At 60.1% G+C, this 22424-nt stretch carries 22 protein-coding genes and 1 pseudogene; 17 read left to right on the top strand and 6 right to left on the bottom strand.

Annotated features, from left to right (window positions below; all coding sequences use genetic code 11):
• Positions 1–16 precede the first annotated feature (16 nt).
• Complete coding sequence (groL, locus tag DDE20_RS00120) at positions 17–1672, top strand: chaperonin GroEL (RefSeq protein WP_116556433.1); 1656 nt, start codon at positions 17–19, stop codon at positions 1670–1672.
• Positions 1673–1806: 134 nt separating this feature from the next.
• Positions 1807–2244 (top strand): DUF3592 domain-containing protein, encoded by a 438-nt coding sequence (locus tag DDE20_RS00115; protein WP_116556432.1) that lies wholly within the window; start codon positions 1807–1809, stop codon positions 2242–2244.
• Between the two features lie 81 nt (positions 2245–2325).
• On the opposite strand, the gene DDE20_RS00110 is transcribed toward DDE20_RS00115, so the two are convergent.
• Positions 2326–2670 carry a DUF6455 family protein gene (locus DDE20_RS00110; RefSeq protein ID WP_116556431.1) on the bottom strand — a complete coding sequence of 115 codons (345 nt, stop codon included), beginning with the start codon at positions 2668–2670 and terminating at the stop codon, positions 2326–2328.
• 426 nt (positions 2671–3096) lie between these two features.
• Positions 3097–3303, bottom strand: a complete 207-nt coding sequence (locus DDE20_RS00105; RefSeq protein ID WP_116556430.1) for a SlyX family protein — start codon at positions 3301–3303, stop codon at positions 3097–3099.
• Positions 3304–3403: 100 nt separating this feature from the next.
• Here DDE20_RS00105 and hisS point away from each other — a divergent pair, with 100 nt between their 5' ends.
• From hisS to DDE20_RS00085, 4 genes are read left to right on the top strand one after another with little or no spacing between them, the layout of a single operon-like run.
• Entirely contained in the window at positions 3404–4909 is a 1506-nt protein-coding gene (hisS, locus tag DDE20_RS00100) for a histidine--tRNA ligase (protein ID WP_116556429.1), read from the top strand.
• 2 nt (positions 4910–4911) lie between these two features.
• Positions 4912–6036: an ATP phosphoribosyltransferase regulatory subunit gene (locus tag DDE20_RS00095; RefSeq protein WP_116556428.1), complete on the top strand. Its 1125-nt coding sequence runs from the start codon at positions 4912–4914 to the stop codon at positions 6034–6036.
• The gene (hisG, locus tag DDE20_RS00090) at positions 6033–6737 is read left to right on the top strand and encodes an ATP phosphoribosyltransferase (protein ID WP_116556427.1); all 705 of its coding nucleotides are present in this window, start codon (positions 6033–6035) and stop codon (positions 6735–6737) included. Before DDE20_RS00095 ends, hisG begins: the two co-directional genes overlap by 4 nt.
• Complete coding sequence (locus tag DDE20_RS00085; protein ID WP_116556426.1) at positions 6734–7366, top strand: HAD-IA family hydrolase; 633 nt, start codon at positions 6734–6736, stop codon at positions 7364–7366. Before hisG ends, DDE20_RS00085 begins: the two co-directional genes overlap by 4 nt.
• Before the next feature lie 378 nt (positions 7367–7744).
• On the opposite strand, the gene DDE20_RS00080 is transcribed toward DDE20_RS00085, so the two are convergent.
• Positions 7745–8170, bottom strand: a complete 426-nt coding sequence (locus DDE20_RS00080; protein WP_116556425.1) for a DUF1489 family protein — start codon at positions 8168–8170, stop codon at positions 7745–7747.
• A gap of 168 nt (positions 8171–8338) precedes the next feature.
• On the opposite strand from DDE20_RS00080, the gene DDE20_RS00075 reads away from it, so the two are divergent.
• From DDE20_RS00075 to DDE20_RS00060, 4 genes and pseudogenes are all read left to right on the top strand, one after another.
• Positions 8339–10615 carry an adenosylcobalamin-dependent ribonucleoside-diphosphate reductase gene (locus DDE20_RS00075; RefSeq protein WP_116556424.1) on the top strand — a complete coding sequence of 759 codons (2277 nt, stop codon included), beginning with the start codon at positions 8339–8341 and terminating at the stop codon, positions 10613–10615.
• Positions 10616–11061: 446 nt separating this feature from the next.
• Positions 11062–11400 carry a TA system antitoxin ParD family protein gene (locus tag DDE20_RS00070; RefSeq protein ID WP_116556423.1) on the top strand — a complete coding sequence of 113 codons (339 nt, stop codon included), beginning with the start codon at positions 11062–11064 and terminating at the stop codon, positions 11398–11400.
• Between the two features lie 329 nt (positions 11401–11729).
• A pseudogene (locus DDE20_RS00065) lies at positions 11730–11948 on the top strand (transposase); the annotation flags it as partial.
• Between the two features lie 26 nt (positions 11949–11974).
• Complete coding sequence (locus DDE20_RS00060) at positions 11975–12646, top strand: type I restriction endonuclease (protein WP_116556422.1); 672 nt, start codon at positions 11975–11977, stop codon at positions 12644–12646.
• Between the two features lie 839 nt (positions 12647–13485).
• On the opposite strand, the gene tnpC is transcribed toward DDE20_RS00060, so the two are convergent.
• From tnpC to tnpA (DDE20_RS00040), 3 genes are all read right to left on the bottom strand, one after another.
• Positions 13486–15051, bottom strand: a complete 1566-nt coding sequence (tnpC, locus tag DDE20_RS00050) for an IS66 family transposase (protein ID WP_116556420.1) — start codon at positions 15049–15051, stop codon at positions 13486–13488.
• 67 nt (positions 15052–15118) lie between these two features.
• Positions 15119–15451 (bottom strand): IS66 family insertion sequence element accessory protein TnpB, encoded by a 333-nt coding sequence (gene tnpB / locus DDE20_RS00045; protein WP_205961585.1) that lies wholly within the window; start codon positions 15449–15451, stop codon positions 15119–15121.
• A 20-nt stretch (positions 15452–15471) separates the two neighbouring features.
• Positions 15472–15888, bottom strand: a complete 417-nt coding sequence (gene tnpA / locus DDE20_RS00040; RefSeq protein ID WP_205961584.1) for an IS66-like element accessory protein TnpA — start codon at positions 15886–15888, stop codon at positions 15472–15474.
• Between the two features lie 91 nt (positions 15889–15979).
• Here tnpA (DDE20_RS00040) and DDE20_RS00035 point away from each other — a divergent pair, with 91 nt between their 5' ends.
• From DDE20_RS00035 to tnpA (DDE20_RS00005), 7 genes are all read left to right on the top strand, one after another.
• Positions 15980–17347 carry a DUF1998 domain-containing protein gene (locus tag DDE20_RS00035; RefSeq protein WP_116556418.1) on the top strand — a complete coding sequence of 456 codons (1368 nt, stop codon included), beginning with the start codon at positions 15980–15982 and terminating at the stop codon, positions 17345–17347.
• 542 nt (positions 17348–17889) lie between these two features.
• On the top strand, positions 17890–18108 hold the full coding sequence (locus DDE20_RS19080; RefSeq protein ID WP_205961583.1) for a hypothetical protein: 219 nt from the start codon (positions 17890–17892) through the stop codon (positions 18106–18108).
• 72 nt (positions 18109–18180) lie between these two features.
• Positions 18181–20529, top strand: a complete 2349-nt coding sequence (locus DDE20_RS00025; RefSeq protein WP_133240308.1) for a hypothetical protein — start codon at positions 18181–18183, stop codon at positions 20527–20529.
• A 71-nt stretch (positions 20530–20600) separates the two neighbouring features.
• Entirely contained in the window at positions 20601–21074 is a 474-nt protein-coding gene (locus tag DDE20_RS00020) for a hypothetical protein (protein WP_116556416.1), read from the top strand.
• 236 nt (positions 21075–21310) lie between these two features.
• On the top strand, positions 21311–21589 hold the full coding sequence (locus DDE20_RS00015; protein WP_116556415.1) for a transposase: 279 nt from the start codon (positions 21311–21313) through the stop codon (positions 21587–21589).
• A complete protein-coding gene (locus DDE20_RS00010) occupies positions 21586–21918 on the top strand; it encodes an IS3 family transposase (RefSeq protein ID WP_116556414.1) in 333 nt (110 codons plus the stop codon). The genes DDE20_RS00015 and DDE20_RS00010 overlap by 4 nt, the downstream gene beginning before the upstream one ends.
• A gap of 20 nt (positions 21919–21938) precedes the next feature.
• Positions 21939–22358, top strand: coding sequence for an IS66-like element accessory protein TnpA (gene tnpA / locus DDE20_RS00005; RefSeq protein WP_116556413.1), 420 nt, complete (start codon positions 21939–21941; stop codon positions 22356–22358).
• The last annotated feature ends 66 nt before the right edge of the window (positions 22359–22424 follow it).

Below are 22424 nucleotides of genomic sequence, written 5' to 3'. Positions count from 1 at the left end.
AATTCAAGGAGCCGCAATCATGGCTAAAGAAGTCAAATTCGATACCGACGCCCGCAACAAGATGCTCAAGGGCGTCAACGTTCTGGCAGACGCTGTTAAAGTGACCCTCGGCCCGAAAGGCCGCAACGTGGTCATCGACAAGTCGTTCGGCGCGCCGCGCATCACCAAAGACGGTGTCACCGTTGCCAAAGAGATCGAACTGTCGGACAAGTTCGAGAACATGGGCGCGCAGATGGTCAAAGAAGTGGCCAGCCGCACCAACGACGAAGCCGGTGACGGCACCACCACCGCTACGGTTCTGGCTCAGGCCATCGTGCGCGAAGGCATGAAAGCTGTCGCCGCGGGCATGAACCCGATGGACCTCAAGCGCGGTATTGATCTGGCGACCTCGAATGTCGTCGAAGCGATCCGCAAGATGGCGCGTCCGGTCAAGGACAGCGACGAAGTGGCTCAGGTCGGCACGATCTCGGCCAACGGCGAAGCCAACATCGGCCGTTTCATTGCTGACGCGATGCAGAAAGTCGGCAACGAGGGTGTGATCACCGTCGAAGAAAACAAAGGCATGGAGACCGAGGTCGAAGTCGTCGAAGGCATGCAGTTCGACCGTGGCTATCTGTCGCCCTACTTTGTCACCAACCCGGACAAGATGATTGCCGAGCTGGAAGACTGCTACATCCTGCTGCACGAGAAGAAGCTGTCGTCGCTGCAGTCGATGGTGCCGCTGTTGGAGAGCGTGATCCAGTCGCAAAAGCCGCTCTTGATCATTGCCGAAGACGTCGAAGGCGAAGCGCTGGCGACCCTCGTGGTCAACAAGCTGCGCGGTGGTCTGAAGATCGCTGCGGTCAAGGCACCGGGCTTTGGTGATCGTCGCAAGGCCATGCTGCAGGACATCGCGATTCTGACCGGTGGTCAGGTGATCTCGGAAGATCTGGGCATGAAGCTTGAGTCGGTGACCATGGATATGCTCGGCACCGCCAAGAAAGTCTCGATCAACAAGGACAACACCACCATTGTTGACGGCAACGGCGAGAAGCCCGAGATCGAAGCCCGCGTGGCCCAGATCCGTCAGCAGATCGAGGAAACCACCTCGGATTACGACAAAGAGAAGCTGCAAGAGCGTCTGGCCAAACTGGCTGGCGGTGTTGCGGTGATCCGCGTCGGTGGCCTGACCGAGATCGAAGTGAAAGAGCGCAAGGACCGTGTTGACGATGCGCTGAACGCAACCCGTGCGGCCGTCCAAGAGGGCGTGATCGTCGGTGGTGGCGTGGCACTGGTGCAGGCTGCCAAAGGTCTGACCGATGTGACCGGCGACAACTCCGACCAGACCGCCGGTATCACCATCGTGCGCCGTGCTCTGGAAGCGCCGCTGCGTCAGATCGCTGACAACGCCGGTGTCGACGGTGCCGTCGTGGCCGGTAAGGTCCGCGAGTCGAGCGACGTGAACTTCGGCTTCAACGCCCAGACCGAAGAATATGGCGACATGTTCTCGTTCGGCGTCATCGATCCGGCGAAAGTGACCCGTCACGCGCTGGAAGATGCGGCCTCGATCGCCGGTCTGTTGATCACCACCGAAGCGATGATCGCCGACAAGCCCGAGAAGTCGGGCGGCGCCGGTGCCGGTGGCGGCATGCCCGACATGGGCGGCATGGGTGGCATGGGCGGCATGATGTAATCATGCGCCTGACGGCACAGGGAAAGGGCGGCCTTCGGGTCGCCCTTTTTTCTTGCCTGACGCGGGGGCTCTGGGGTTAAATACCCGCGTGTATACTCTGTGTGCCGCGTGTCGGGAGCGCGGGGGAGGCTGTGATGAGTGATCTGCCGGCTTGGCTGCAATTGTTGATCTATGTGTGTTTCGTGATCCTGCCGGCGATCATCATGCTGGCTGGCTGCGGGATGCTGGCCCGCGTCTGGCGGTTTCGCCAAGCCTGCGAGACGGTGACCGGCACGGTGGTCGAGATCATCACCCATCGGCATTTCGGCAGCGGTCGTGCCGAGACGCTTTACTACCAACCGAGTTTTGAATTCTCCGCCCCCGATGGCAGCACCCTGCGCGCGCTGGCGGCGAGTTGCGGGGTGAATATGCAATATCCGATCGGCTCGACCCGCGAGATTTTGGTGAATTTCAACGCGCCGAAAGAGGTGCAACTGGATGGCTGCCGTTCAGGGATTATCACCGGCGCCGCCTGCGTGCTGATCGGCGGTGGGATACTGGCGCTGGGGCTGTATTTTGTGATCAGCTGGTAAAGGGGCGCGGGCGCTTAGGGGGCGCCCGCGGTGCTTTTGCTGTGGTTTTGCCAAAAGGTGAGTATTTTTGGCAAGATGAAGCTAGGGGGCGGCGTCTTGGGGCGCTGTCGTCTTGTGAGGCGCGGCGGCGGTGCTGTAGCGGCGGTTGCGCTGTAGATCCGAGAGTTTTTCGCGGTTCGGGCAGAAGCTGGGCGCCTGCGCGGTGCGCCCCGCGCGGCTGTCGAGATAAACCCCACATAGGCGCGGCGCGGGGCAGGCATGGCAATTACGCATCATCGCGCCGAGCGTCTTGATCGGCAGTTCATCACGCTGGATGGCGCAGGCCAGATCAATCTCCATGGCGTTGACCATCTCCCAGATCAACAGGTCTTCGCCGCGATCGGGGGCGGCATTTGCGGGTGTGTTTTGAGGGGCCTTTGGCGGCATCGTCTTACTCCAAACAGTGGCGGCGCCCCTTGTGGCCCGAAACCTGCGGGAACCTGCATCGGGCGAGGGCGTTGCGCCTATAAGTTGAGCAATGATGCCTTAGCTCGTGGTTAGCGTATTGAGATGGCTCATATGTATGTTTCAATTCGTGCAATTGTGGGATTTCGGGCACAGCTTTGCGCGCGCGGCAGTTTTTCCCGTGTTTTCAACGGGGTGGCGCGGGGATTTGCGGTAATACAAGGGCCGGATTGGGGCGATTTCGGGGCGGTTTTGGTGTGGGAATTTGCGCTATGGGCTGGCGGAAATTCTGCCCGATTCTCTGGCCCCGAGGTTGCGCCAGAAGGTGAGTATTTTTGGCAAGATGAAGCCGGGGGGGTGCTGTAGACGGGCGCGGCGGGTGAGCGGCGCGGGCGGATTAGGCGCGGTTTACCAATGTGGCGGGCGCTGGTCGGCGAGGGGGACGGAGCTGCCGCTATCGGCCTCCCGCTCGGCCTCGCGCTGCATCAGGGCGCCGAGGCGCCGCGACATCACGTCCAGCAGCTTGGCCTGATCGGCGACCACATCGGATAGATCCTCGACCGCGCGGGTCAGATGGGCGATTTTCTCTTCGAGAAGGGCGGTTTTTTCACTCATAGGCGCTGAATGGGGCAAATGCGCGGCGAGGTCAACGGCTCCTTCTTGCTCATAAGCCTGCTGTAAGCTAGACCACGCGCGACAGATTCAGGACGGTTTCATGAGCAAATCCAAAGCCCCCCGCCGCCCCCGCGCCGAAGCGCCCAAGGGGTTCCGTGATTATTTCGGCACCGAAGTGACCGCCCGCAACGAGATGCTGGCGAAGATCGCCGCGGTCTATCATCGCTATGGGTTCGACCCTTTGGAGACCAGCGCGGTGGAGACGGTGGAGGCCTTGGGCAAGTTTCTGCCCGATGTGGACCGGCCCAATGCGGGGGTGTTTGCCTGGCAAGAGGATGAGGGCGAGAGTAAGGCGGGCGATTGGATGGCGCTGCGCTATGATCTGACCGCGCCTTTGGCCCGTGTCGCGGCGCAATACCGCAATGATCTGCCGTCGCCCTACCGGCGCTATGCGATGGGGCCGGTCTGGCGCAATGAAAAGCCGGGGCCGGGGCGATTCCGGCAGTTTTATCAATGCGATGCGGATACGGTGGGCTCGGGCAATGTGGCCGCGGATGCCGAGATCTGCGCGATGCTGTCGGATGTATTCGAGGAGTTGGGGCTGGGCGGTGACTATATCGTGCGGATTAACAACCGCAAGGTGTTGAATGGCGTGATGGAGGCGGCGGGGGTGTTGGACCCTGCCGACCCGTCGAAATTTGAAGAGGAGCGCGGGATTGTGCTGCGCGCCATCGACAAGCTGGACCGGCTGGGCGAATCCGGTGTGCGCGCGCTTCTGGGCGAGGGGCGCAAGGACGAGAGCGGCGATTACACCAAGGGCGCGGGGCTGCCTGCGAGTGCGGCGGATACCGTGCTGGCGTTCACCGGCGCGCGGCGCGACAGCGGGGCCGAGACCTGCGCAGTGCTGCGCGAGTTGGTCGGCGGATCGGTGATCGGTGCCGAGGGTGTCGCCGAGTTGGAAGAGATGGCGCGGCTCTTGGAAGCGCAGGGGTATGGCGCGGACCGCATTGTCATTGACCCATCCGTGGTGCGCGGGTTGGGCTATTATACCGGCCCCGTCTATGAGGCGGAGTTGACCTTCGAGATCCTCGACGAGAAGGGTCGCAAGCGGCAGTTCGGCTCGGTCGCGGGGGGCGGGCGCTATGACGATCTGGTCAAGCGCTTCACCGGCCAAGCGGTGCCCGCGACGGGCGTCTCGATCGGTGTCGATCGGTTGCTGGCGGCGCTGGCGGCGAAAGGGCAGGGCGCCAAGCCCGCGCTGGGACCGGTGGTGGTGACGGTGATGGACCGCGCGCGGATGACGGAATATCAGGCGATGGTCGGCGAGTTGCGCCGCGCCGGTATCCGCGCCGAGGTCTATCTGGGCAACCCGAAGAACTTTGGCAACCAGTTGAAATACGCGGATAAACGCGGCTCTCCGGTGGCCATCATTCAGGGCTCGAATGAGGCCGAGGCGGGCGTGGTGCAGGTCAAGGATCTGGTGCTGGGTGCGAAGATTGCCGAGAGTGCCAGCCTTGAGGAGTGGAAATCGCGGCCCGCGCAGGTGGAAGTGAAGCGCGAAGATCTGGTGGCGACGGTGCAGGCGATGCTGGACGATCCGGCGTGAGTATGAGCGCGCAAAACAACGGCGGGCAACCCGGCAACGGGCAGGCGGCGCGGGCCGAGGCGCAGCGGCTGTTTGGCGCGTTCCAGAACTGGGGCGCGGTGCCGATTGAAGCGGCGATCTTGCAGCCGGCGGGGACTTTGCTGGATCTTTACGGCGAGGATATCCGCGCCCGTGCCTATGTCACCCATGATCCGGTGCAGGGCGAGATGATGCTGCGCCCCGATTTCACCGTGCCGGTGGTGCAGACCCATATGGCGGGCGGCGCGGAACCGGCGCGCTATTGCTATATGGGCGAGGTGTTTCGCAAGCAGGAGGGCGCGGGCGGGGCGCGGGCCTCGGAGTATCTGCAGGTCGGCTATGAGGTTTTCGACCGCGCCAATCCGCAGCGCGCCGATGCCGAGGTGTTTGCGCTGTTCGCGCGGCTGCTCAGCGGGCGAGCGTTGCGGCCCTCGATTGGCGATATCGGGATTTTGCGGGCGGCGGTGAACGGGCTGCCGACGTCCGATTTGCGCCGCGCCGCGCTGATGCGCCATCTGTGGCGGCCGCAGCGGTTTCGCGCACTTTTGGAGCGGTTCGCGGGGCGTGCGCCCTTGCCCGAGGCGCGTGCGGCGCTACTAGCGCGGTTGCAGGCGGGCGAGCGGGTGGAGAGCGCGGCGCCGCAGATCGGGCTGCGCAGTGGCGCCGAGGTCGAGGCGCGGCTGACGAAACTGCTGAGTGACGCACAGACGCCGCATATTCCGGGGGCGCTGGTGGACCGGGTCGAGGCGCTGCTGAATGTCGCCGATAAAGCGCCGAAAGCGCTGGCACAAATGCGCGCCCATGCCGGTGATATGCCGTGGATTGCGCCCTCGCTGGACCTGTTGGAGCAGCGTTTGGCGGCGCTTGCGGCGCTTGGCATTGATGTGGATGCGCTGGATTTCGAGGCCAGCTACGGGCGCACGACGCTGGAATATTACGACGGGTTCGTCTTCGGGTTTTCCGCCGATGGGCGCGAGGATCTGCCGCCGGTGGCCTCGGGCGGGCGGTTTGACGCGTTAACCACGGTGCTGGGGCAGGGTTCGTCGATCCCGGCGGTCGGCGGGGTGGTGCGTCCGGCGCTCTTGGTGGAACTGGAGGGCGGCGCATGAGCCTTGATCAGCGGGTGAAAATCGGGGTGCCGTCGAAGGGGCGGCTGATGGAGAAAACCTTTGACTGGTTCTCGGCGCGCGGCATCACCATGCGCCGCACCGGTGCCGAACGCGAGTATTCGGGCGCGGTGGACGGGCTTGAGGGGGTCGATCTGGTGCTCCTCTCGGCCTCGGAAATCCCGCGTGAACTGGCGGCGGGGCGCATTCATTTTGGCGTCACCGGCACCGATCTGGTGCGCGAAAAGCTGGCGGATTGGCGCGCGCAGCTGGAGGTGATGGCGGAACTGGGCTTTGGCCATGCCGATCTGATCATCGCGGTGCCCGAGGCGTGGGTCGATGTGGAAACGCTGGATGATCTGGATGCCGTCGCGGCGGCGTTCCGGCAGGATCACGGGTTCCGGCTGCGGATTGCGACGAAATATCACCGGCTGGTGCGCGAGTTTCTGCGCGCCAACGGGGTCGCGGATTACCAATTGGTCGACAGTCAGGGCGCGACCGAGGGCACGATCCGCAACCTGACCGCCGAGGCGGTGGCGGATATCACCTCGACCGGCGAAACCCTGCGCGCGAACCATTTGAAAATCCTTAATACCGCGCCGGTTTTACGCTCGCAGGCGACGCTTTATCGGTCGCTCTCGGCGGATTGGTCGGGGGCCAGCGCCGACATTCTGGCGCATCTGCGTGAAAGGGTTGCGGGATGATCGAGGGGATCGAAAATATTCGCGCAATTGCGTGGGATTTCAACGGTGTATTGAATATCGCGGGGGATGGCTGGCGGGCGGCTCTACGGGCCGAACTGGGCCTTGATCCTGAGGCGTTCGAGCAGGCGGTGTTCAAACGCAACCGGCGCGCGTTGCAGATCGGCGAGGATGATATTCTCGACCGGCTGGAGGCCTTCGTCGCCGAGAGCGGGTTCGAGGGCAATGCCGAGGATATTCTCGAGGTTTTGTTCGAACAAGACAACGCGCCGGACCGCGAATTGCTGCTGATGATCGCGCAATTGGACCGCGCCGGCGTGGCGCAGGTGATGGCGACGAATTGCGACGCACGGCGGGCGCGGTTCTTGGCGGTCGAGGGCGGCTGGGCCGAGCGGTTTGACGCGATTTTCGCCTCGGGTGAATTGGGCGTGGCGAAACCCGATGCGGGGTTCTTCCAGCGGATCGAAGAGGCGATGAAACTGGCGCCCGAGGAGCTTTTGCTGATCGACGATCGCGAGCGGAATATTGACGCGGCGGATACCCGTGGCTGGCAGGTTTGGCACTATCAGTCGGGCGGTGCGATGGCGCTGGCGCAGGCGCTGATGCCGCTGTTGCTGCGGGCGGAAGACTGAGGTTTTCGAGCGGGTTAGGCGGCGCTCTTAAAGCTAATACTGCGAAGCTGTAGAGCGACGTTGCCCCTTGAAACCGTTACGCCAGGGGGCACCCCGGGCCGCGCCCGACCCTCCCCCCGGGAGGGCGCCTCGGCGATGTCATTCGCGGCTCACGCGACATCCTCGCTTTGAAGCGCAGCACGTCATAACAGCGCTGCTTGCGCCCACCCAAGGTCGGGCGCGCCCCTTATCGCCTCAACTCCCGCCAGCGATCTTAACCTTTTCGCAACCCTTGGTTGCTACTTTGTTCTCATAGCCTCACGAGAGGGGGTACAGAGACGGAGGACGCCATGCGATAAGCGCATACCCCCGATGCAAGGTAAATTAATGCGGGCCAAATTAATGCAGGCCAAATTCCGCCAGCGCTTCCGCCATACCCTGCGGCAAGTCATCATCCCCCTTGCGCTGCTGTGGCAGATCGCGGGGCGCATCCTCGGGGTTCAGATAGCGCCAGCCTTGAAACGGGCGGCGCGGTGCCGGTTCGGTGCGGATAATCTCGGGATCAAACACGAAGCCGCAGCGTTTGATACCGTCCTCACCCACCACCTCATCGAGACGCAAAATGCGTTGCCGTGCCAGAACTTGACCCTTGAACACCCAATAGAGCGAGCCGCCATCCAGCACCTCGGCAGCGCGTTTCGGGGTCATGCGGGTGACATGGCGCGGCAGCCCGTCCGGGCCGCGCGATCTGGCAGAATTCTGCCAGTCGATCAGCGAGTCGACACCCTCGGCGCCAACGCATAATTTGATGATATGAACCGTCATACCCCTATATGTGCTGTATCTGGCGGCAGGTTCAAGGGGCGATCCCGAGGTGAAGGCAAGAGAAAATGGCAAGCGCAAGACGTAGAAAACAGCCAACCCCTCCGTTGACGATGGGATTGCTCTGGCCTATGTGTTGCGCCCGTTTCCACGTCACTTCAGGATGCCGCCATGACCCCTCATGCGACCCGTTTTGCTGCTCCGATCGCCGAGCAAATTTGGGATATGAAATACCGTTACAAGGATGCCGAGGGGCAGCCGCTTGACGCCACGCCCGAGGACAGCTGGCTGCGCGTGGCGCGCGCGCTGGCCGCCACCGAGGCGAAACCCGAGGCTTGGGAACAGAAGTTCTATGCCGCGCTGGAAGACTTCCGCTTTCTGCCTGCCGGTCGGATTCTGGCCGGTGCAGGCACCGGACGTTCGGTGACCCTGTTCAATTGTTTTGTCATGGGCACCATTCCCGACAGCATGGGCGGGATCTTTTCGATGCTCAAAGAGGCCGCGCTGACGATGCAGCAGGGCGGCGGAATTGGTTATGATTTCAGCACCATACGCCCCAAAGGCGCGCAGGTCACCGGGGTTGCGGCGGATGCCTCGGGGCCGCTGAGCTTCATGGATGTCTGGGACGCGATGTGCCGCACGATCATGTCGGCGGGCAGCCGCCGCGGCGCGATGATGGCGACGATGCGCTGCGACCACCCCGATGTTGAGGATTTCATCGCCGCGAAACAGGACAGCGCGCGGCTGCGGATGTTCAATCTTTCGGTGCTGATCACCGATCCCTTCATGGAAGCGGTGCAGGCGGATGCGCCTTGGGATCTGGTCTTTGACGGGCGCACCTACCGCACCGTGCAGGCGCGCGATCTGTGGAACAAGATCATGCGCGCGACCTATGACTATGCCGAACCGGGGGTGATTTTCATCGACCGGATCAACGCCGCGAACAACCTGAATTACGCCGAAACCATCGCCGCCACCAACCCCTGCGGCGAGCAACCGCTGCCGCCCTACGGCGCCTGTCTGCTCGGCTCCATTAACCTTGCGCGTTTGGTTAACACCCCCTTCGAGGGCGGCGCCGATATCGACGTGGCGGAGCTTGACGAATTGGTCCGCACCGCGGTGCGGATGATGGATAATGTCGTCGACGCCAGCCGCTTTCCGCTGCCGGAACAGGCGCAGGAAGCACAGGCCAAACGCCGCATCGGGCTGGGTGTCACCGGTCTGGCCGACGCACTCTTGATGGTCGGCTTGCGCTATGGCTCGGATGAAGCGGTCGCGCAAACCGAGGTCTGGATGAAGGCCATCGCCCGCGCCGCCTATCTCGCCTCGGTCGATCTGGCCCGCGAAAAGGGCGCCTTCCCGCTGTTCGACGCCGAGAAATTCCTCGCCTCGGGCAATATGCTGGCGATGGACGACGATGTGCGCGCGGCGATCAAAGAGCACGGCATCCGCAACGCTTTGCTGACCTCGATCGCACCGACCGGCACCATCAGCCTCTACGCCGGAAACGTCAGTTCGGGGATCGAGCCGGTCTTTGCCTATGCCTATAATCGCAAGGTATTACAAAAAGATGGCTCGCGCACCGAAGAGGAAGTGGTGGATTACGCCGTCGCCCTCTGGCGCGAGAAATTCGACGACAAACCGCTGCCCGAATATTTCGTCTCGGCGCAATCGCTGGACCCGATTGACCATGTAAAAATGCAGGCCGCGGCGCAGAAATGGATCGACAGCTCGATTTCCAAGACGATTAACTGCCCCGAGGATATCTCGTTCGAGGCGTTCAAGGACGTCTACCAGGCGGCCTGGGACATGGGCTGCAAGGGCTGCACGACCTATCGCCCCAACGCGGTCACCGGCAGCGTGTTGAGCGTCTCGGAAACTAGCGAAGCCGCGCCGCAGGTCGATAGCGGGGCCGAGGTGATCTACCTCTCGGAACCCCTCGACCGGCCCGCCGCCTTGGAAGGCCAGACCTATAAGCTGAAATGGCCGGTGTCCGAGCACGCGATCTATATCACGGTTAACGATGTCATCGTCGGCGGTCGCCGCCAGCCGTTCGAGGTGTTCATCAACTCCAAGAATATGGAGCATTACGCCTGGACCGTGGCGCTGACGCGGATGATCTCGGCGGTGTTCCGGCGCGGCGGCGATGTGTCCTTTGTGGTTGAAGAGCTGAAAGCCGTGTTCGACCCGCGCGGCGGCGCCTGGATGCAGGGGAAATATGTGCCCTCGATCCTGGCGGCAATCGGCGGGGTGATCGAGGAACATCTGATCTTGATCGGCTTCATCGAAGGCGCCGGACTGGGGTTGAAATCCGACCCGAAGGCCGAGGTCTCCGCCGTCGGCAACGCCCCCCGCGGCGCCAGCTGCCCGAGCTGCGGGGCCTTCGAGATGTCGATGATCGAAGGCTGCATGACCTGCCGCGCCTGTGGCCACTCGAAATGCGGGTGAGGGGGCTTTAGGCGCCAGTTATTGTCAGACCCACCAAAAAGTGACCATTTTGGCGTTTTTTATGACCATTGGACACGCATAAATTGTCCATCGGGTCAGGTCTTTTGCTGTAATTTGTAATTATATCAGATACTTAGGGTTAAAATTGGGGTCGGCGTGTTTTCGGTTGGAAACTTGCCGATCCCTATAGCTTTGAAGCAGGCAGTTTCCCTTCGTGGTCAGCGCGTAACGGCGTTAGTTGGGGCCGTCTAATTTGGCAATCATTCTGAGCGGGACCCGTCGGACGAATTTGATCACCATGCAAGGGCTTCGGGATTCTGCGGCGCGGATAACGCGATCGAACGCCGTAAGTCGCCTGCACCGAGTTCTGTGCAGAACACGATGGTCCGCCGACTTTCGACTACCAGCTGGATTTTGCTAAGTGTGGATTGACGTAGGAGGCGAACATGGCGCAACCAGTGAAGCTTGCCGACGACATCATGGCTTTGGTCCGCCGTGAGGCGGACCTTCAAAGCCGGTCACTGGCCGGTCAGATCACTCATTGGCTTAAAATCGGTCGGGCGATCGAGCGTTCAGGCGCCTTCGACTACGGGCATATCATGGCCGCATTAGCGGGCGAGCGCGACACGACCGAATTGACCGAGTTTGAGGAAATCGCTTGGCTCGATGACTTCATCGAAAAGATGGGATATCCCATGAAAGCCGAAGAAACGTTCTTCGCCCGACGCCAAGTGTTGTGCCGCGGCGTTGGTCTCGACGCTTGTGGAAATCTTGTCTGCGCTTAAGAGGGCACCACAACGCGAGAATAAGCAGTGTCGTGTCTGTCGAAACCAACGGTGATGGTAAAGCGTTTCCTATCCAAACCCACGTGTTTCCCGGATTCATGGGATCTTTAATCGTTGGGGCGCCCAAATTCCTGATGCTATGGGCGCAATGCGCTCGCGATTGGCAGCTTTGAGCGTATCGGCAACGGAGGCTCGCAATAGCAGCGAACTTCCGAAAACCTCACTCTCGACCGAGGCTGATTCCGGCCTATTTTGTTGAACAACTATTGTTGATTTGAACGCTAGTCGCTGATTCAATTCCTCTTATTCTGTTGGGGGGGGGAACTGCGATGCTGGGGCCGAAGCAAGAGGCGCAAGGCGCACTGTTTTACGAGGTCTCAATTGAGGAACACGTCCCGCAGGACCACCTGCTGCGCTCCATCGACCGTTTTGTTGATTTGACCGGAATCCGTGCCTACCTCGCGGACTTCTACAGTCACACGGGTCGGCCTTCGATTGATCCCGAGCTTCTGATCCGTATGCTTCTGGTCGGCTATTGCTTCGGGATACCGAAGACAACCTTGTCCAGAAAACCATGGCCGACTACCTCGCCGAGACCCACGGCTGGCGCTCGGTCATGGCGTGGAACCGCGAGACCTTCGGCCCCGAGGGCACGCTGGGCCGTCGCTCGGACAAGGAGGTGGTGCTGACGCGCTATCTGGGCGAGGCGCTGGTGCGGCTCAACCCCGGCCTGCCGGATGTGGCCTACAGCCATGCGCTGCGTGAAATCACCGACATTTTCGGGTCGCAATCGCTGATCCGCATCAATCAGGACAAATACGCCCTGATCCGCGACGGGGTGAAGGTGAAATTCCGTCAGGATGACGAGCAAAAGATCGAGCGCCTGCGTGTGTTCGATTATGACGATCCTGAAAACAACGATTTCCTCTGCGTGCGGGAAATGTGGATCCGCGGCTATGCCCACCGGCGGCGGGCCGATATCGTCGGGTTCGTCAACGGTCTGCCGCTGATGTTCTGCGAGCTCAAGCGCCCCGACCGCGACCTGCGCCGCGCCTATAACGAAAACCTGTCGGATTACAAAGACACCGTCCCGCATCTGTTCCACTTCAACGCCTTTGTCATTCTGGGCAATGGCGAGCAGGCAAAGATGGGGTCGATCACCGCCGATTATGAGCATTTCGCCGATTGGCTGAAGCTGAATGAGGGCGACAGGCGCGACGCCATGCTGCCGATGATCGGCTTTTGACCGAAAGCCTTTCAAGGCTTGCCATCATACCGACCTACAGTTTTCCGGTGAGTTCATTGAGCTTGGAGGTTGTCCGAGATCGCGGGCACGGGCGCGGAAGCGAAGATATCGAATTGGCACGCGATGCGTCGCTCGCAATTTCTGAATTTGCTCCGGGAGCAGAAACCATCGCGGCTGGGCGCGTCTGGACCAGCGCAGGCATATCTCGACGAAGTTCTCATAGTGCGAATGACGTTTGGATGGAAGAAGGTAGCCTTCAGATTTGTCGAACCTGCCGAAACGTGGAACGCCTTCCTAATGATGGGGATGTCCTCCAAATTTGTCCATCTTGTGAAGGGAAATTGGAGCCGCCTCGGCGGTTTGTAGAACCAGTTGGATTTCTGACCAATTATCGCGACCGTGCTGGTGGTGAACCAGGATCGTCGCGGCTGCGCCCTCGCGCAGTCGATGAAGCGCGTTTGCTGACCAAGGCGCCAGCGAACCTTATGGCTACGACGGACGTTCGTGATGTAAGCACCTTTTTCGCCTCGGCTCTTGGTAGTAAAGATCATCCTGAGGGCCAGATGATTGTCGTGAACCGCGGTCCAAATGGGACAGGGTATATGCGATGTCACAGGTGCGAGCACGCTGAGCCCGCACCTAAGAGTTATTTCGGCTTCGCCCCTTTGAGTTCAAAGCATTACGACCCTCGCTCCGGTGATCCGTGCCCTGTCGAAGAAATCAAAGGTTCGACGGACCTAGCTCACACTTATTCTACGGATATCAGACTCTTACGGGTATGCGTGCCGATCGATCTTCCGCAATCTGTGGCAGATGAACGTAAGCGCTACGGCCTCACCCTATGCGGCAAGGCTTGACGGCTCATTGAAGCGCCATGGCATGAGGTCTTCGATTCCGCTTTGCGGGTGGCCGTCGAGGATGGCGCGCAGGGTGGCGGCGAGATAGTCGACGGGGTTCACGGCGGACATCTTGCAGGTGGCCACCAGCGAGGCGAGGATGGCCCAGTTCTCGGCGCCGACTTCATTCCCTGCAAATAGTGCATTCTTTCTTGTCAGGGCGATCGGTCGGATCTGGTTCTCGACCGGGTTGGTGTCGAGCTCCAGCATGCCGTCCTCGAGGAAGCGGATCAGTCCGGGCCAGTGCGCCAAGGTGTAGCGGATGTCTTCGGCGAGCTGGGATTTCTGCGGTATGCGCGAGAGCTGGGCTTCCAGCCAAGGTTTCAGCGCCGCAATGATCGGGGCCGAATGCTCACGCCGGGCGGCGAGGCGCGCACCCGCCTCCTTGCCGCGGACGGACTTCTCGATCTGATAAAGCAGCGCGATCTGGCGCAGCATTTCCTCGGCGATGGGCGAGCCGTCACTGTCGAAGCGTTTCACGAAGCGGCGGCGGACATGCGTCCAGCAATAGACCAGTTGCCATGGGCCATTGTCGCGCGCGATTTCGGTCATCGCGTTGTAGGACTGGTAGGCATCGCACTGCAGGAAGCGGCCGCGGTATCCGGCGAGGAAGTTCAGCGGATGCGCCTTGCCCCGACCGGGGGCGTAGTGGAACAGCACGATGGGTGGGCCGGCACCGCCATGGCCGCGATCATCGGACACGACGGCCCAGAAGAAGCCGCTCTTGGTGCGTTTCAGGCCCGGTTCCAGAACCGGCGCGCGGGTTTCATCCACGAAGATCCGGTCGGCGCCACGCAGATGGGCACGCATATGGTTGATGACCGGCATGAGGTGGAAACAGGCGCGCCCAACCCAGTTGCCGAGCGTGCCGCGGTCCAGATCGATCCCTTGCCGCTTGAAGATTTCGGCCTGCCGATACAACGGCAGGTGATCGCCGAACTTCGAGACGATAATCCAGGAGATGAAGAGTTCCGTAGGCAGTCCACCGGGCACGACATGTTCAGGTGCATGTGCTTGCACCACGGCCTGCGCGCAGCGGCGGCAGGCATATCTGGGGCGCCGCGTGACCAGCACCCGGAACTGCGCCGGGATCACGTCCAGACGTTCGGAGACATCTTCGCCGATCTTCGCCATCTCGCTGCACCCGCAGAGGCACTGGGTGCTGGCGGGCTCGATCACGCGCTCGACCCGGGGCAGATGCGCCGGCAGATGCCCGCGGTTGCGCCTGGGCTTGCGGGGCGCATCCCCGCTTGCCCTTTGCATCGCGGCTTCAGCCTTTTCCTGCGCCGCCTCGAGCACACCCTGGGCCAGTTCGGCATCCTCCAGCGGCAGGTTGAACTGGTCTGCCGACAGCTTCTCGGAGCGCTTGCCGAACTTCTCGCGCTGCGCCGCACTCAGAATATCTTGCAGCCGCCGATTGGCCTCTTGCGTCTCGACCAGCGTCGCCTCGACCTCGGCGAGGCGGGCTTTCAGCAGGGCATTTTCGCGCGCAAGATCAGCGGTTTCCATGGCAGGAAGTGAATCACAAGATACCCTGTCAGGCCAGTAAAAAAAGGCCTTTCGGCACAGTTTTCCGTCATCCGGCCACCAGCGGGCGCCGTGCCCGCTCTGGCCGCACCAGCCGCCAATCGACGCCTTCAAAAAGGGCCGCAAACTGCGCGCTGGACATGCGCATGACGCCATCACGCACCTGCGGCCAGACGAACTTTCCGCCCTCCAGGCGCTTGTGAACCAGAACCATCCCGGTCTGATCCCAGATCAAAAGCTTGATCCTGTCCGCCCGCTTCGCGCGGAAGACGAAGGCGGCTCCGCAGAACGGGTCCATCCCGAACATCTCCTGCACCGCCAATGCCAAGCCATCCATGCCCTTGCGAAAGTCCACCGGCCGGGTCGCCACAAAGACCTTCACCGGCCCACCATGACCGAACATCACGATGCCGCAGCCCGTGCCGCGCGGATCGCCCGCGTCAGTTGACCTTCATCGACACCAGCGCCAGCGCGGATCACCACATCGCCCACGGCGATCTCGAGAACGGACCCTGCAACCGCCGCAGGTGCCTCCGCCGAACTGTCGTCGACCATCAGTTCCGCGAATACCGGCAGGGATGCCACGCTCTCGGGCACCACTAGATTGCCTTTGCGTATCTGTTTGCGCCAATCGTAGATCTGCCAGCGGGTTGTGCCATGCTTGCGCGCCACATCGGCAACCGTCACCCCCGGCATCATGCTCTCCGCCGCGATCCGCGCCCGCTCTGCCTTCGTGCGCCGCCGTCGACCACTCGGCCCCTCGATCACTTCAAGACGGGAAACTCCAACGCCCATCGAGCCGTCCAAATGGACGCCCATTTTGCCGTCTACTTCCAAGTTCCAAACCCTCCGTCACGCCCATGCGCACAGAATGGCTCGATCAAGTCAGTAATGGCAGGAGGGGATCGCCGTGGCGCTTACAGATGAACGTGGATGGCAGGAAGATGTCCTGCGTGGTGCAGCGGAAGCAATTAGGCTCGCTGCAGCTGACATGCTCGGGACAGATACACGGGACTTGCGGGCAACTTTTGAACTGGCTCCGGCGGGAGGCTTCGACATTGTTTTGGCTGATTCCACACCCGGCGGTGCGGGCTATGCTCGGCGGCTTATTGAGGAAAGTCGATTTTCTGCCCGTAGGCTACTTCTCGAAGCGATCAGTAAGCTCGATTGCGAAAAAGACTGCCAAACTACCTGCGTTCATTGCTTGAATGACTATTCCAATCAAATTTGGTGGGACCGCATGGATCGACACCTCTCGCGGGTGTGGCTGGAGAAAGTAGTATCACGATCTATCGCTCGGCCGAGCCACGTGCCCAAGGAAGCCGTCCCATGCATGTCGCCTATTGGCATTGCCCTCGGTCCGGTTCTAAAGGGCCACAAACAAGTAATTGCTGTTGGATCTTCCATTTGGGGCGCTGAGGAGCCCGAGGCTTCTTTGGGCAGCGCCCGCGCACTTCGCGACTGGTTGGACGACGGTCGTGATCGTTGCGCCTGGCTTGCAGCTTCAGATCGAGATGAAATCAGCCCCACAGGAGCGGACCGCCAAATCGCCCAAATGCTTCGGCCCGCCGAAGAGAGCGGGCGTCTGGTTTTTGTTAGGTTGTCCGAGGAAGAGATGCAAAACGCGCCGAGATTGACGATGTTCGGCGGCATATCAAACGAAGAGCTCTTTGATGATGAGCCGAGGCAGAGCTTTTTGTCTGGCTTGGGAAATGGGGTTTGTTTTAGGCGACATGGGATGGAAGACTTGTCTTCGCTGTGGATCGCCAAACACGTGCATAAGATTCTGGAGGCCCCGAAGTCAGAGATATTTTCTAGGCTCCTTGATCGCCTCGTAGTCCACCGGTTTCAAGCTGGAGCGCCTCGGAATATCTCGGCGGTATTCGAAGATCTTAAGGGGAAAACAGTATCTTTGGATATCCAAGATCCTTATGTGGCTGCGCAACATCGTAACCGTGAAAAACTTGGTGAATTTCTTCGCGCCCTTCGGCAAGTTGATATCTCAATTGAACGGTTAACACTGACTTGGAACCCGCGAAATGGAAACGATCATCGGCAAAGTCAAAGCGAAGGGTTGCGAAGTATTTCTCAGCCGCATTTATCTGGAGACGTTGTCTTGAGTCCGTGGGAGCCATCGCGCGGCGAGCACTTTCATGATCGAATTGTTCACATCCGCGAAAAAGGATCTGGAGCAACTTGGCGGGTAGATGTCACGTCGGGAATCGACAATCTGATGTCATATCAAAAGCAATGCAATCTGTTTATAGAGAAATTTTAGAGCCGCGTATGACTGGTGGTCAGGGGTAAGCGTCAGTTGGACAGCACGTCGATTTCAGGTTGACCGGTTGAAGTTCCAAGGCAGCAATTCGACGATACGGTTTTGGGGATCCCGCGCGCGATGGCCTCGAGGGTGGCCGACTGCAATCGCCTCAAAACTCTCATCGAGACTGCGGGAGCAATCATCCAACTGTGGTGAGCGCTAACAACCCCCTAGCCAACGACAAAAAATGCGGCCCAAAATCTTGGGTGGCTGTAAGCGCCGTTCGGTGTTGATTTTCGTGTCGGATTGACCCATTTTTCCATTTGGCGCTGACCCCTCTGAAATATGATAATCTCATGAGAAGTCGGCGGAATTATTGAAATCAGTGGGTCACGGCGTTTTGGAAAAATGGGTCAATTCCTCGCAGAACTCAACAGTCTCTGACCCCAAGTACAGCACCGGTCGCGCCGACCAAGTGAGATTTGGAATGCGTCAGAGCTTTCGCCTTAGCCGCCACCGCCTGGGTGGCGCTGGGCTGATGCGCGGCGGAGGAGTTCCTATTGAGGTCGGACAACGGGCTGGTCTTCAACAGTCGCCACTTCACGGCCATCGTCTGCAGCTATGGCCTGAAGCAGGCATTCATCGACGTCGCTGCGAAGGCATCCGACATAGAAACCGCTTCTTCGGCGATTGGATCAGCTTCTGCAACAACCGCCGCCTCATCACGCCCTTCCCATCCGCACGCCTGCCGTGTCATTCTCATTGGCGACTTTACCTGAGCAGATTCCGCTGGTTAGATACACCCGTGTCGCTACCGACATGCTGACCATGCTAGAAACGGGTGATGGCGAATGAACCAGGACACTGTCAACCCGTCGCGCACCGATCACCCGACAAAGGCGCAGGGACCGCGCCGTTCGCACACCGACAAAACTGAAAGGCCCAAAATGAGCAGATTGTTATTCCAGGCTTTGCTCATCCTAAGCATAGTCATCGCGCCTCTGGCAGTCCGCGCGCAGCCCCATGCCGAGATCATTTCCGAAGGTGCCGTTCATGCCGACCAGCCGTTTTCACTTCGCTACTCTGGGCTCGAGGCAAGTACTCCTTATTGGGCGGTGCTGTTCGATCCTGCGACACAGACTGGCAGCAATGGCGACTACGTTGAATATGCCAACGTTCATCCGGGATTCACTTTCGATGTGACGTTCCGCGGCGTAAGCGCCGGAGCCTATGTGGTTCGTCTACAGCCGGCGGTCCGCGGAGCCAAAGCGATCCTTGAAACGCGGATCAATGTGCGCGCTGCTGCGGGGCTTGGCGACACCACGGTGCCTGAGACCACCGGACGGGATCCCTTTTTCTTCGTTCCCGAGACCGCCGGACGGGATCCCTTTTCCTCGGTGCCCGTGATCGCCGGACGAGATCCCTTTTCCTCGGTGCCGAACCCCGCCACCGCACTCTTGGCGCGCAGCGCCTATCACACGATTGGTGTGCCCGAGGATGTGTTTCTAGAGAGCTATGAGGCCGAAATCTCTTGCTCTGAGATGGCAGGCTTTCGTCTTCGGATCCACCTTACGGATATTCAGCCTGGCGTGACCTCGCCGCGGATCACCGGGCGATTCACGTTGGCAAACGCGGCGGGTGTGGTCCGCGTTCAGGGGCCCATGACTGCCCGATCGGCCAGCGTTGTTTCTCGACGTTTGGTTTTTGTCTTAGATTATGAAGCGTTCCGCGATGCGGGAATGCGTGACTTCTGGGTCAATGGTTGGCAAGTCTATGTTTCGGCGGACCTGAACGAAATCGAGAGCCGCCATCAAGGGTGTCGGGCGCTGACCTTTGTTCCTGTTCCAGGCAGTCTCGCACCGCGCAATGACGCGTCGACGCAGGCCGGATCCGAACTGGCAGCGGCTCAGATGTTGAACTTGCACACGGTCGGCGAATCCTGCCGAACCGCGCGCACAAGAAACCAGATCGGTGCCTGCATCTTTCAGTCGATTATCTATAACGCAGGGCCCGGTTCGATCAGAAACTACACTGGTTTGGCCCTGCACTCTTTGGTGCCATCCGGCACGCTTGTCCCATCAACAAGCGAATGTCGCAATATGATTGATAGTATTCGCCGCGATATGTCGGCCCTCGGGATGGCATTTATCAGAAACCGAAATGAACGACTGACATTTACCAATACGGCCCTTAACTGCCGGTCAGTCGGGTATCTACGCAATCAGCTTTTTAGTGAAACCCTGTCGCTTTCAAATTGCCAACCGAACATGCGCACTCTGGCGGATTTCCGCGGTTGTCTGGACCAATTTGCAGAGGTTTACGCCCCGGCTCACTTGGCGGCAATGCGACAGGCTGCCGAGCAGACATTTCAAGACGCCATCGGAATGGTTCCAGAGGTCATAAACGACGGGTTCACGGGTGATGCAATGTCAGAGATCGTTGAAGCCTTGGAAAATGACGCCGAATGGTGCCGGCGGGGCGCTTTGAACCCCAATATGCTGAACATCGGAAACGATCCTTACGGGCATGCAACCGGCGCAATCCTTGCTGGCACGGCGTTCGGCCAGTTGTCCGCTGATGATACAGAACGGCAGCCTCTGGATTGGAGCACGTTGCAAAGTCGCGTGACCTGCGAACATGTGATGCAATTGCTGGGTCACTACACCAACGCGGGAGACGCATTGCTGGCGGAATATCAAGCCTTGTCTGAGAGCGCTCGAGAGGCGATGTGCGTTTCAAGCCGGAGCGAAGATGGCCCATCCGAGCGATTGCTGGCTGTCGCCGTCAACAGTTTCCTTGTGTCTCATTGCACCAACGCTGATTTCCTGTCCTTTTGGCTAGACGATGCTGCGAACGGTCGCGACCCGCAAGGCAACCCGCTGGCGCTGGCGATTCTGGACTTCACTGGGTCCAGTAATCGGTGTCGCGTTCAGTCGCGGCTGACCACCAGCTTCTCACAGCCTGAGCTTTCGTTCCGCGTGACGAGAGCCACAATTGTGGATCAGGTTCCCGCGGGTAATGGTCGGTTCTCTATGGGCGTGAATGCCTGGTTGTCCTGCCAAAGCAATTCAACTTCTCGGACCCGCCAGGCCATTGACTGTAGCCTATTTGAAATCGCGCCTGCCCCGTTTTCCCTTATTGCCTCTTGGTCAGAATCCACGTGTGAATGGAGTGTTTCGGACGTGCAGCGCATGCGCTGATTGGGCGGTATGAAGCATCGACTGATCACCTGCCGCAGCGTCATTGCCGCAATTGAAGAAGGAAAAACCATATGAAATTGTTCAGCTATGTTGCTGCAGCAGGCGTCGTTTCCCTGGTTCTACCCGGGATGGTACAGGCGCAGACAAGCGGCATCGTTCTATGTTTTGCACAGGGTAGCAGCGTCGAAAGGGCGAGAAGGGTTGTTGCCTCCCCGATGATCGCAGCGGATCTTGCAACGCAGGACTTGAGATACACGATGTCCCCGCATGTCATCTCGATGTCGGTCGCCGAAGTCCCGGTTGCGCTGCAAGTGGGGGTCGCAAACGGTTACGCGTTCTATGATCGCGAGGTCGTGCTGGGCACCGATTCCGATTTCGGGATCAGCGGGCAAAGGGTCCGTGACTGGTTGGGAACCGCAATCGGCGGTTGTCGACTTGTCGCCGAGATGGAGACGTGCCCGCGATCGGACGATCAGGATTTTACCGTCAGTTGCTCTGACAGCCAAGCACTTGAAACCGAGGCACAGGAAGGGAACAATTTCTGAAACTCGAACCAGCTTCGAACGATGCTTGAGCAAATGGATTGACGCCGGGCCGCCTTAACCCTGCGTCAATGCCCGCTTCCCCGACGAGTTGCTGAACAGCGAGGCTTATTACACGCTGCACGAGACCCAGATCCACATCGAAAGATGGCGTCGCCACCACAACGGTGCCATGAAGTGGTCCGGCAAAACTGGACAGCCTGCTAAGATGTATCCAACACTTACGACAGGATACACAAATGACGAAGAGACGCAGTTTTTCGGACAAGTTTAAGGCCACGGTAGCGCTTGAGGCGCTGCGTGGAGACAAGACGGCGCAAGAGATTGCGGCCAAGCACAAGATCCATCCCACACAGGTAACGACGTGGAAGCGACAGGCGATTGATGGCCTGACGGGTGTGTTTTCTGGCAAGGCCAGGAAACCAGAAGACAATGAGGCCGAAGTCAAAGAGCTTCACGCGAAGATCGGAAAGCTGGCGGTCGAAAACGATTTTTTGTCACAAGGGCTGAAGCGATGAGCCCGAACGAACGCAAAGCGATGATCCGCAAAGATCACGCCGACCTAAGTCTGATCAAGCAATGCAAACTGCTCAAGATTAGCCGGTCATCACTGTATTACACGCCGGTCGGCGTGAATGCCGAGACGCTGAAGCTGATGAACGAAATCGACCGGGTTTTTACGAAATACCCGTTCTTTGGCAGCCGCCAGATCGCGGCATATTTGCCCAGAAACGGGTTCCATGCAGGCCGCCATCGTGTGCGAAGGTTGATGGGATTGATGGTATCCGTCCGGTTGAGGCGCTCTGACGGCGCGATGAAGTGCCTGCTAGATGTCCATCAACGATAATGGACATCTTGAGGTGAGCGATGGCAGGCAGGAAGGGTCAGAAGCGGCGGTTCTGGTCGGATGATGAGAAGCGCTCGATCTGCGCGCAGGCGCGTGTGCCGGGGGTCTCGGTTGCGCAGGTGGCACGACGCTTCGCGATGAACGCCAATCTGATCCATACGTGGCTACGCGATCCCCGGTTTGCGCCGGAGACGCCGACCACTGACGAAGCCGAGGTGGAGGACGCGACGTTTTTCCCGATTGAGATCACGGGCGCTTCGTCAACGCCGACAGCCCGGCTTTCGTCGCTAGCCTCGAGCAACCCCCTCACGGCGCACCGCGTCGACATTGCGTTGTCAGATGGTCGGCGCATTCTGGTGGAGGGCGCGACCGCGCTGTCTGCGGGTTTCGCAAATTCCCGGACACGGATTTCAGTAATTCCCGGACACACGTTTCGGTAAATCCCGGACAGGGATTTCGGTAATTCCCGGACGGTTCCGGGGGCCGGTCACCGTTGGTCATCGCCT

Source organism: Pararhodobacter oceanensis (genome assembly GCF_003076755.1).
Lineage (GTDB): Bacteria > Pseudomonadota > Alphaproteobacteria > Rhodobacterales > Rhodobacteraceae > Pararhodobacter > Pararhodobacter oceanensis.
This window is presented reverse-complemented; position numbering and strand designations above follow the sequence as displayed.

Coding starts and splice junctions, on each gene's coding strand:
- DDE20_RS00075 (WP_116556424.1), top strand. CDS start 8,339: ATGACCCCTCATGCGACCCGTTTTGCTGCTCCGATCGCCGAGCAAATT.
- DDE20_RS00060 (WP_116556422.1), top strand. CDS start 11,975: ATGGCCGACTACCTCGCCGAGACCCACGGCTGGCGCTCGGTCATGGCG.
- DDE20_RS00010 (WP_116556414.1), top strand. CDS start 21,586: ATGAGCCCGAACGAACGCAAAGCGATGATCCGCAAAGATCACGCCGAC.
- DDE20_RS00025 (WP_133240308.1), top strand. CDS start 18,181: ATGAACCAGGACACTGTCAACCCGTCGCGCACCGATCACCCGACAAAG.
- DDE20_RS00115 (WP_116556432.1), top strand. CDS start 1,807: ATGAGTGATCTGCCGGCTTGGCTGCAATTGTTGATCTATGTGTGTTTC.
- DDE20_RS00070 (WP_116556423.1), top strand. CDS start 11,062: ATGGCGCAACCAGTGAAGCTTGCCGACGACATCATGGCTTTGGTCCGC.
- DDE20_RS00015 (WP_116556415.1), top strand. CDS start 21,311: ATGACGAAGAGACGCAGTTTTTCGGACAAGTTTAAGGCCACGGTAGCG.
- tnpC (WP_116556420.1), bottom strand. CDS start 15,051: ATGGAAACCGCTGATCTTGCGCGCGAAAATGCCCTGCTGAAAGCCCGC.
- DDE20_RS00080 (WP_116556425.1), bottom strand. CDS start 8,170: ATGACGGTTCATATCATCAAATTATGCGTTGGCGCCGAGGGTGTCGAC.
- DDE20_RS00085 (WP_116556426.1), top strand. CDS start 6,734: ATGATCGAGGGGATCGAAAATATTCGCGCAATTGCGTGGGATTTCAAC.
- tnpA (WP_205961584.1), bottom strand. CDS start 15,888: ATGGGCGTCCATTTGGACGGCTCGATGGGCGTTGGAGTTTCCCGTCTT.
- DDE20_RS00020 (WP_116556416.1), top strand. CDS start 20,601: ATGAAATTGTTCAGCTATGTTGCTGCAGCAGGCGTCGTTTCCCTGGTT.
- tnpA (WP_116556413.1), top strand. CDS start 21,939: ATGGCAGGCAGGAAGGGTCAGAAGCGGCGGTTCTGGTCGGATGATGAG.
- hisG (WP_116556427.1), top strand. CDS start 6,033: ATGAGCCTTGATCAGCGGGTGAAAATCGGGGTGCCGTCGAAGGGGCGG.
- DDE20_RS00105 (WP_116556430.1), bottom strand. CDS start 3,303: ATGAGTGAAAAAACCGCCCTTCTCGAAGAGAAAATCGCCCATCTGACC.
- hisS (WP_116556429.1), top strand. CDS start 3,404: ATGAGCAAATCCAAAGCCCCCCGCCGCCCCCGCGCCGAAGCGCCCAAG.
- DDE20_RS00095 (WP_116556428.1), top strand. CDS start 4,912: ATGAGCGCGCAAAACAACGGCGGGCAACCCGGCAACGGGCAGGCGGCG.
- DDE20_RS00110 (WP_116556431.1), bottom strand. CDS start 2,670: ATGCCGCCAAAGGCCCCTCAAAACACACCCGCAAATGCCGCCCCCGAT.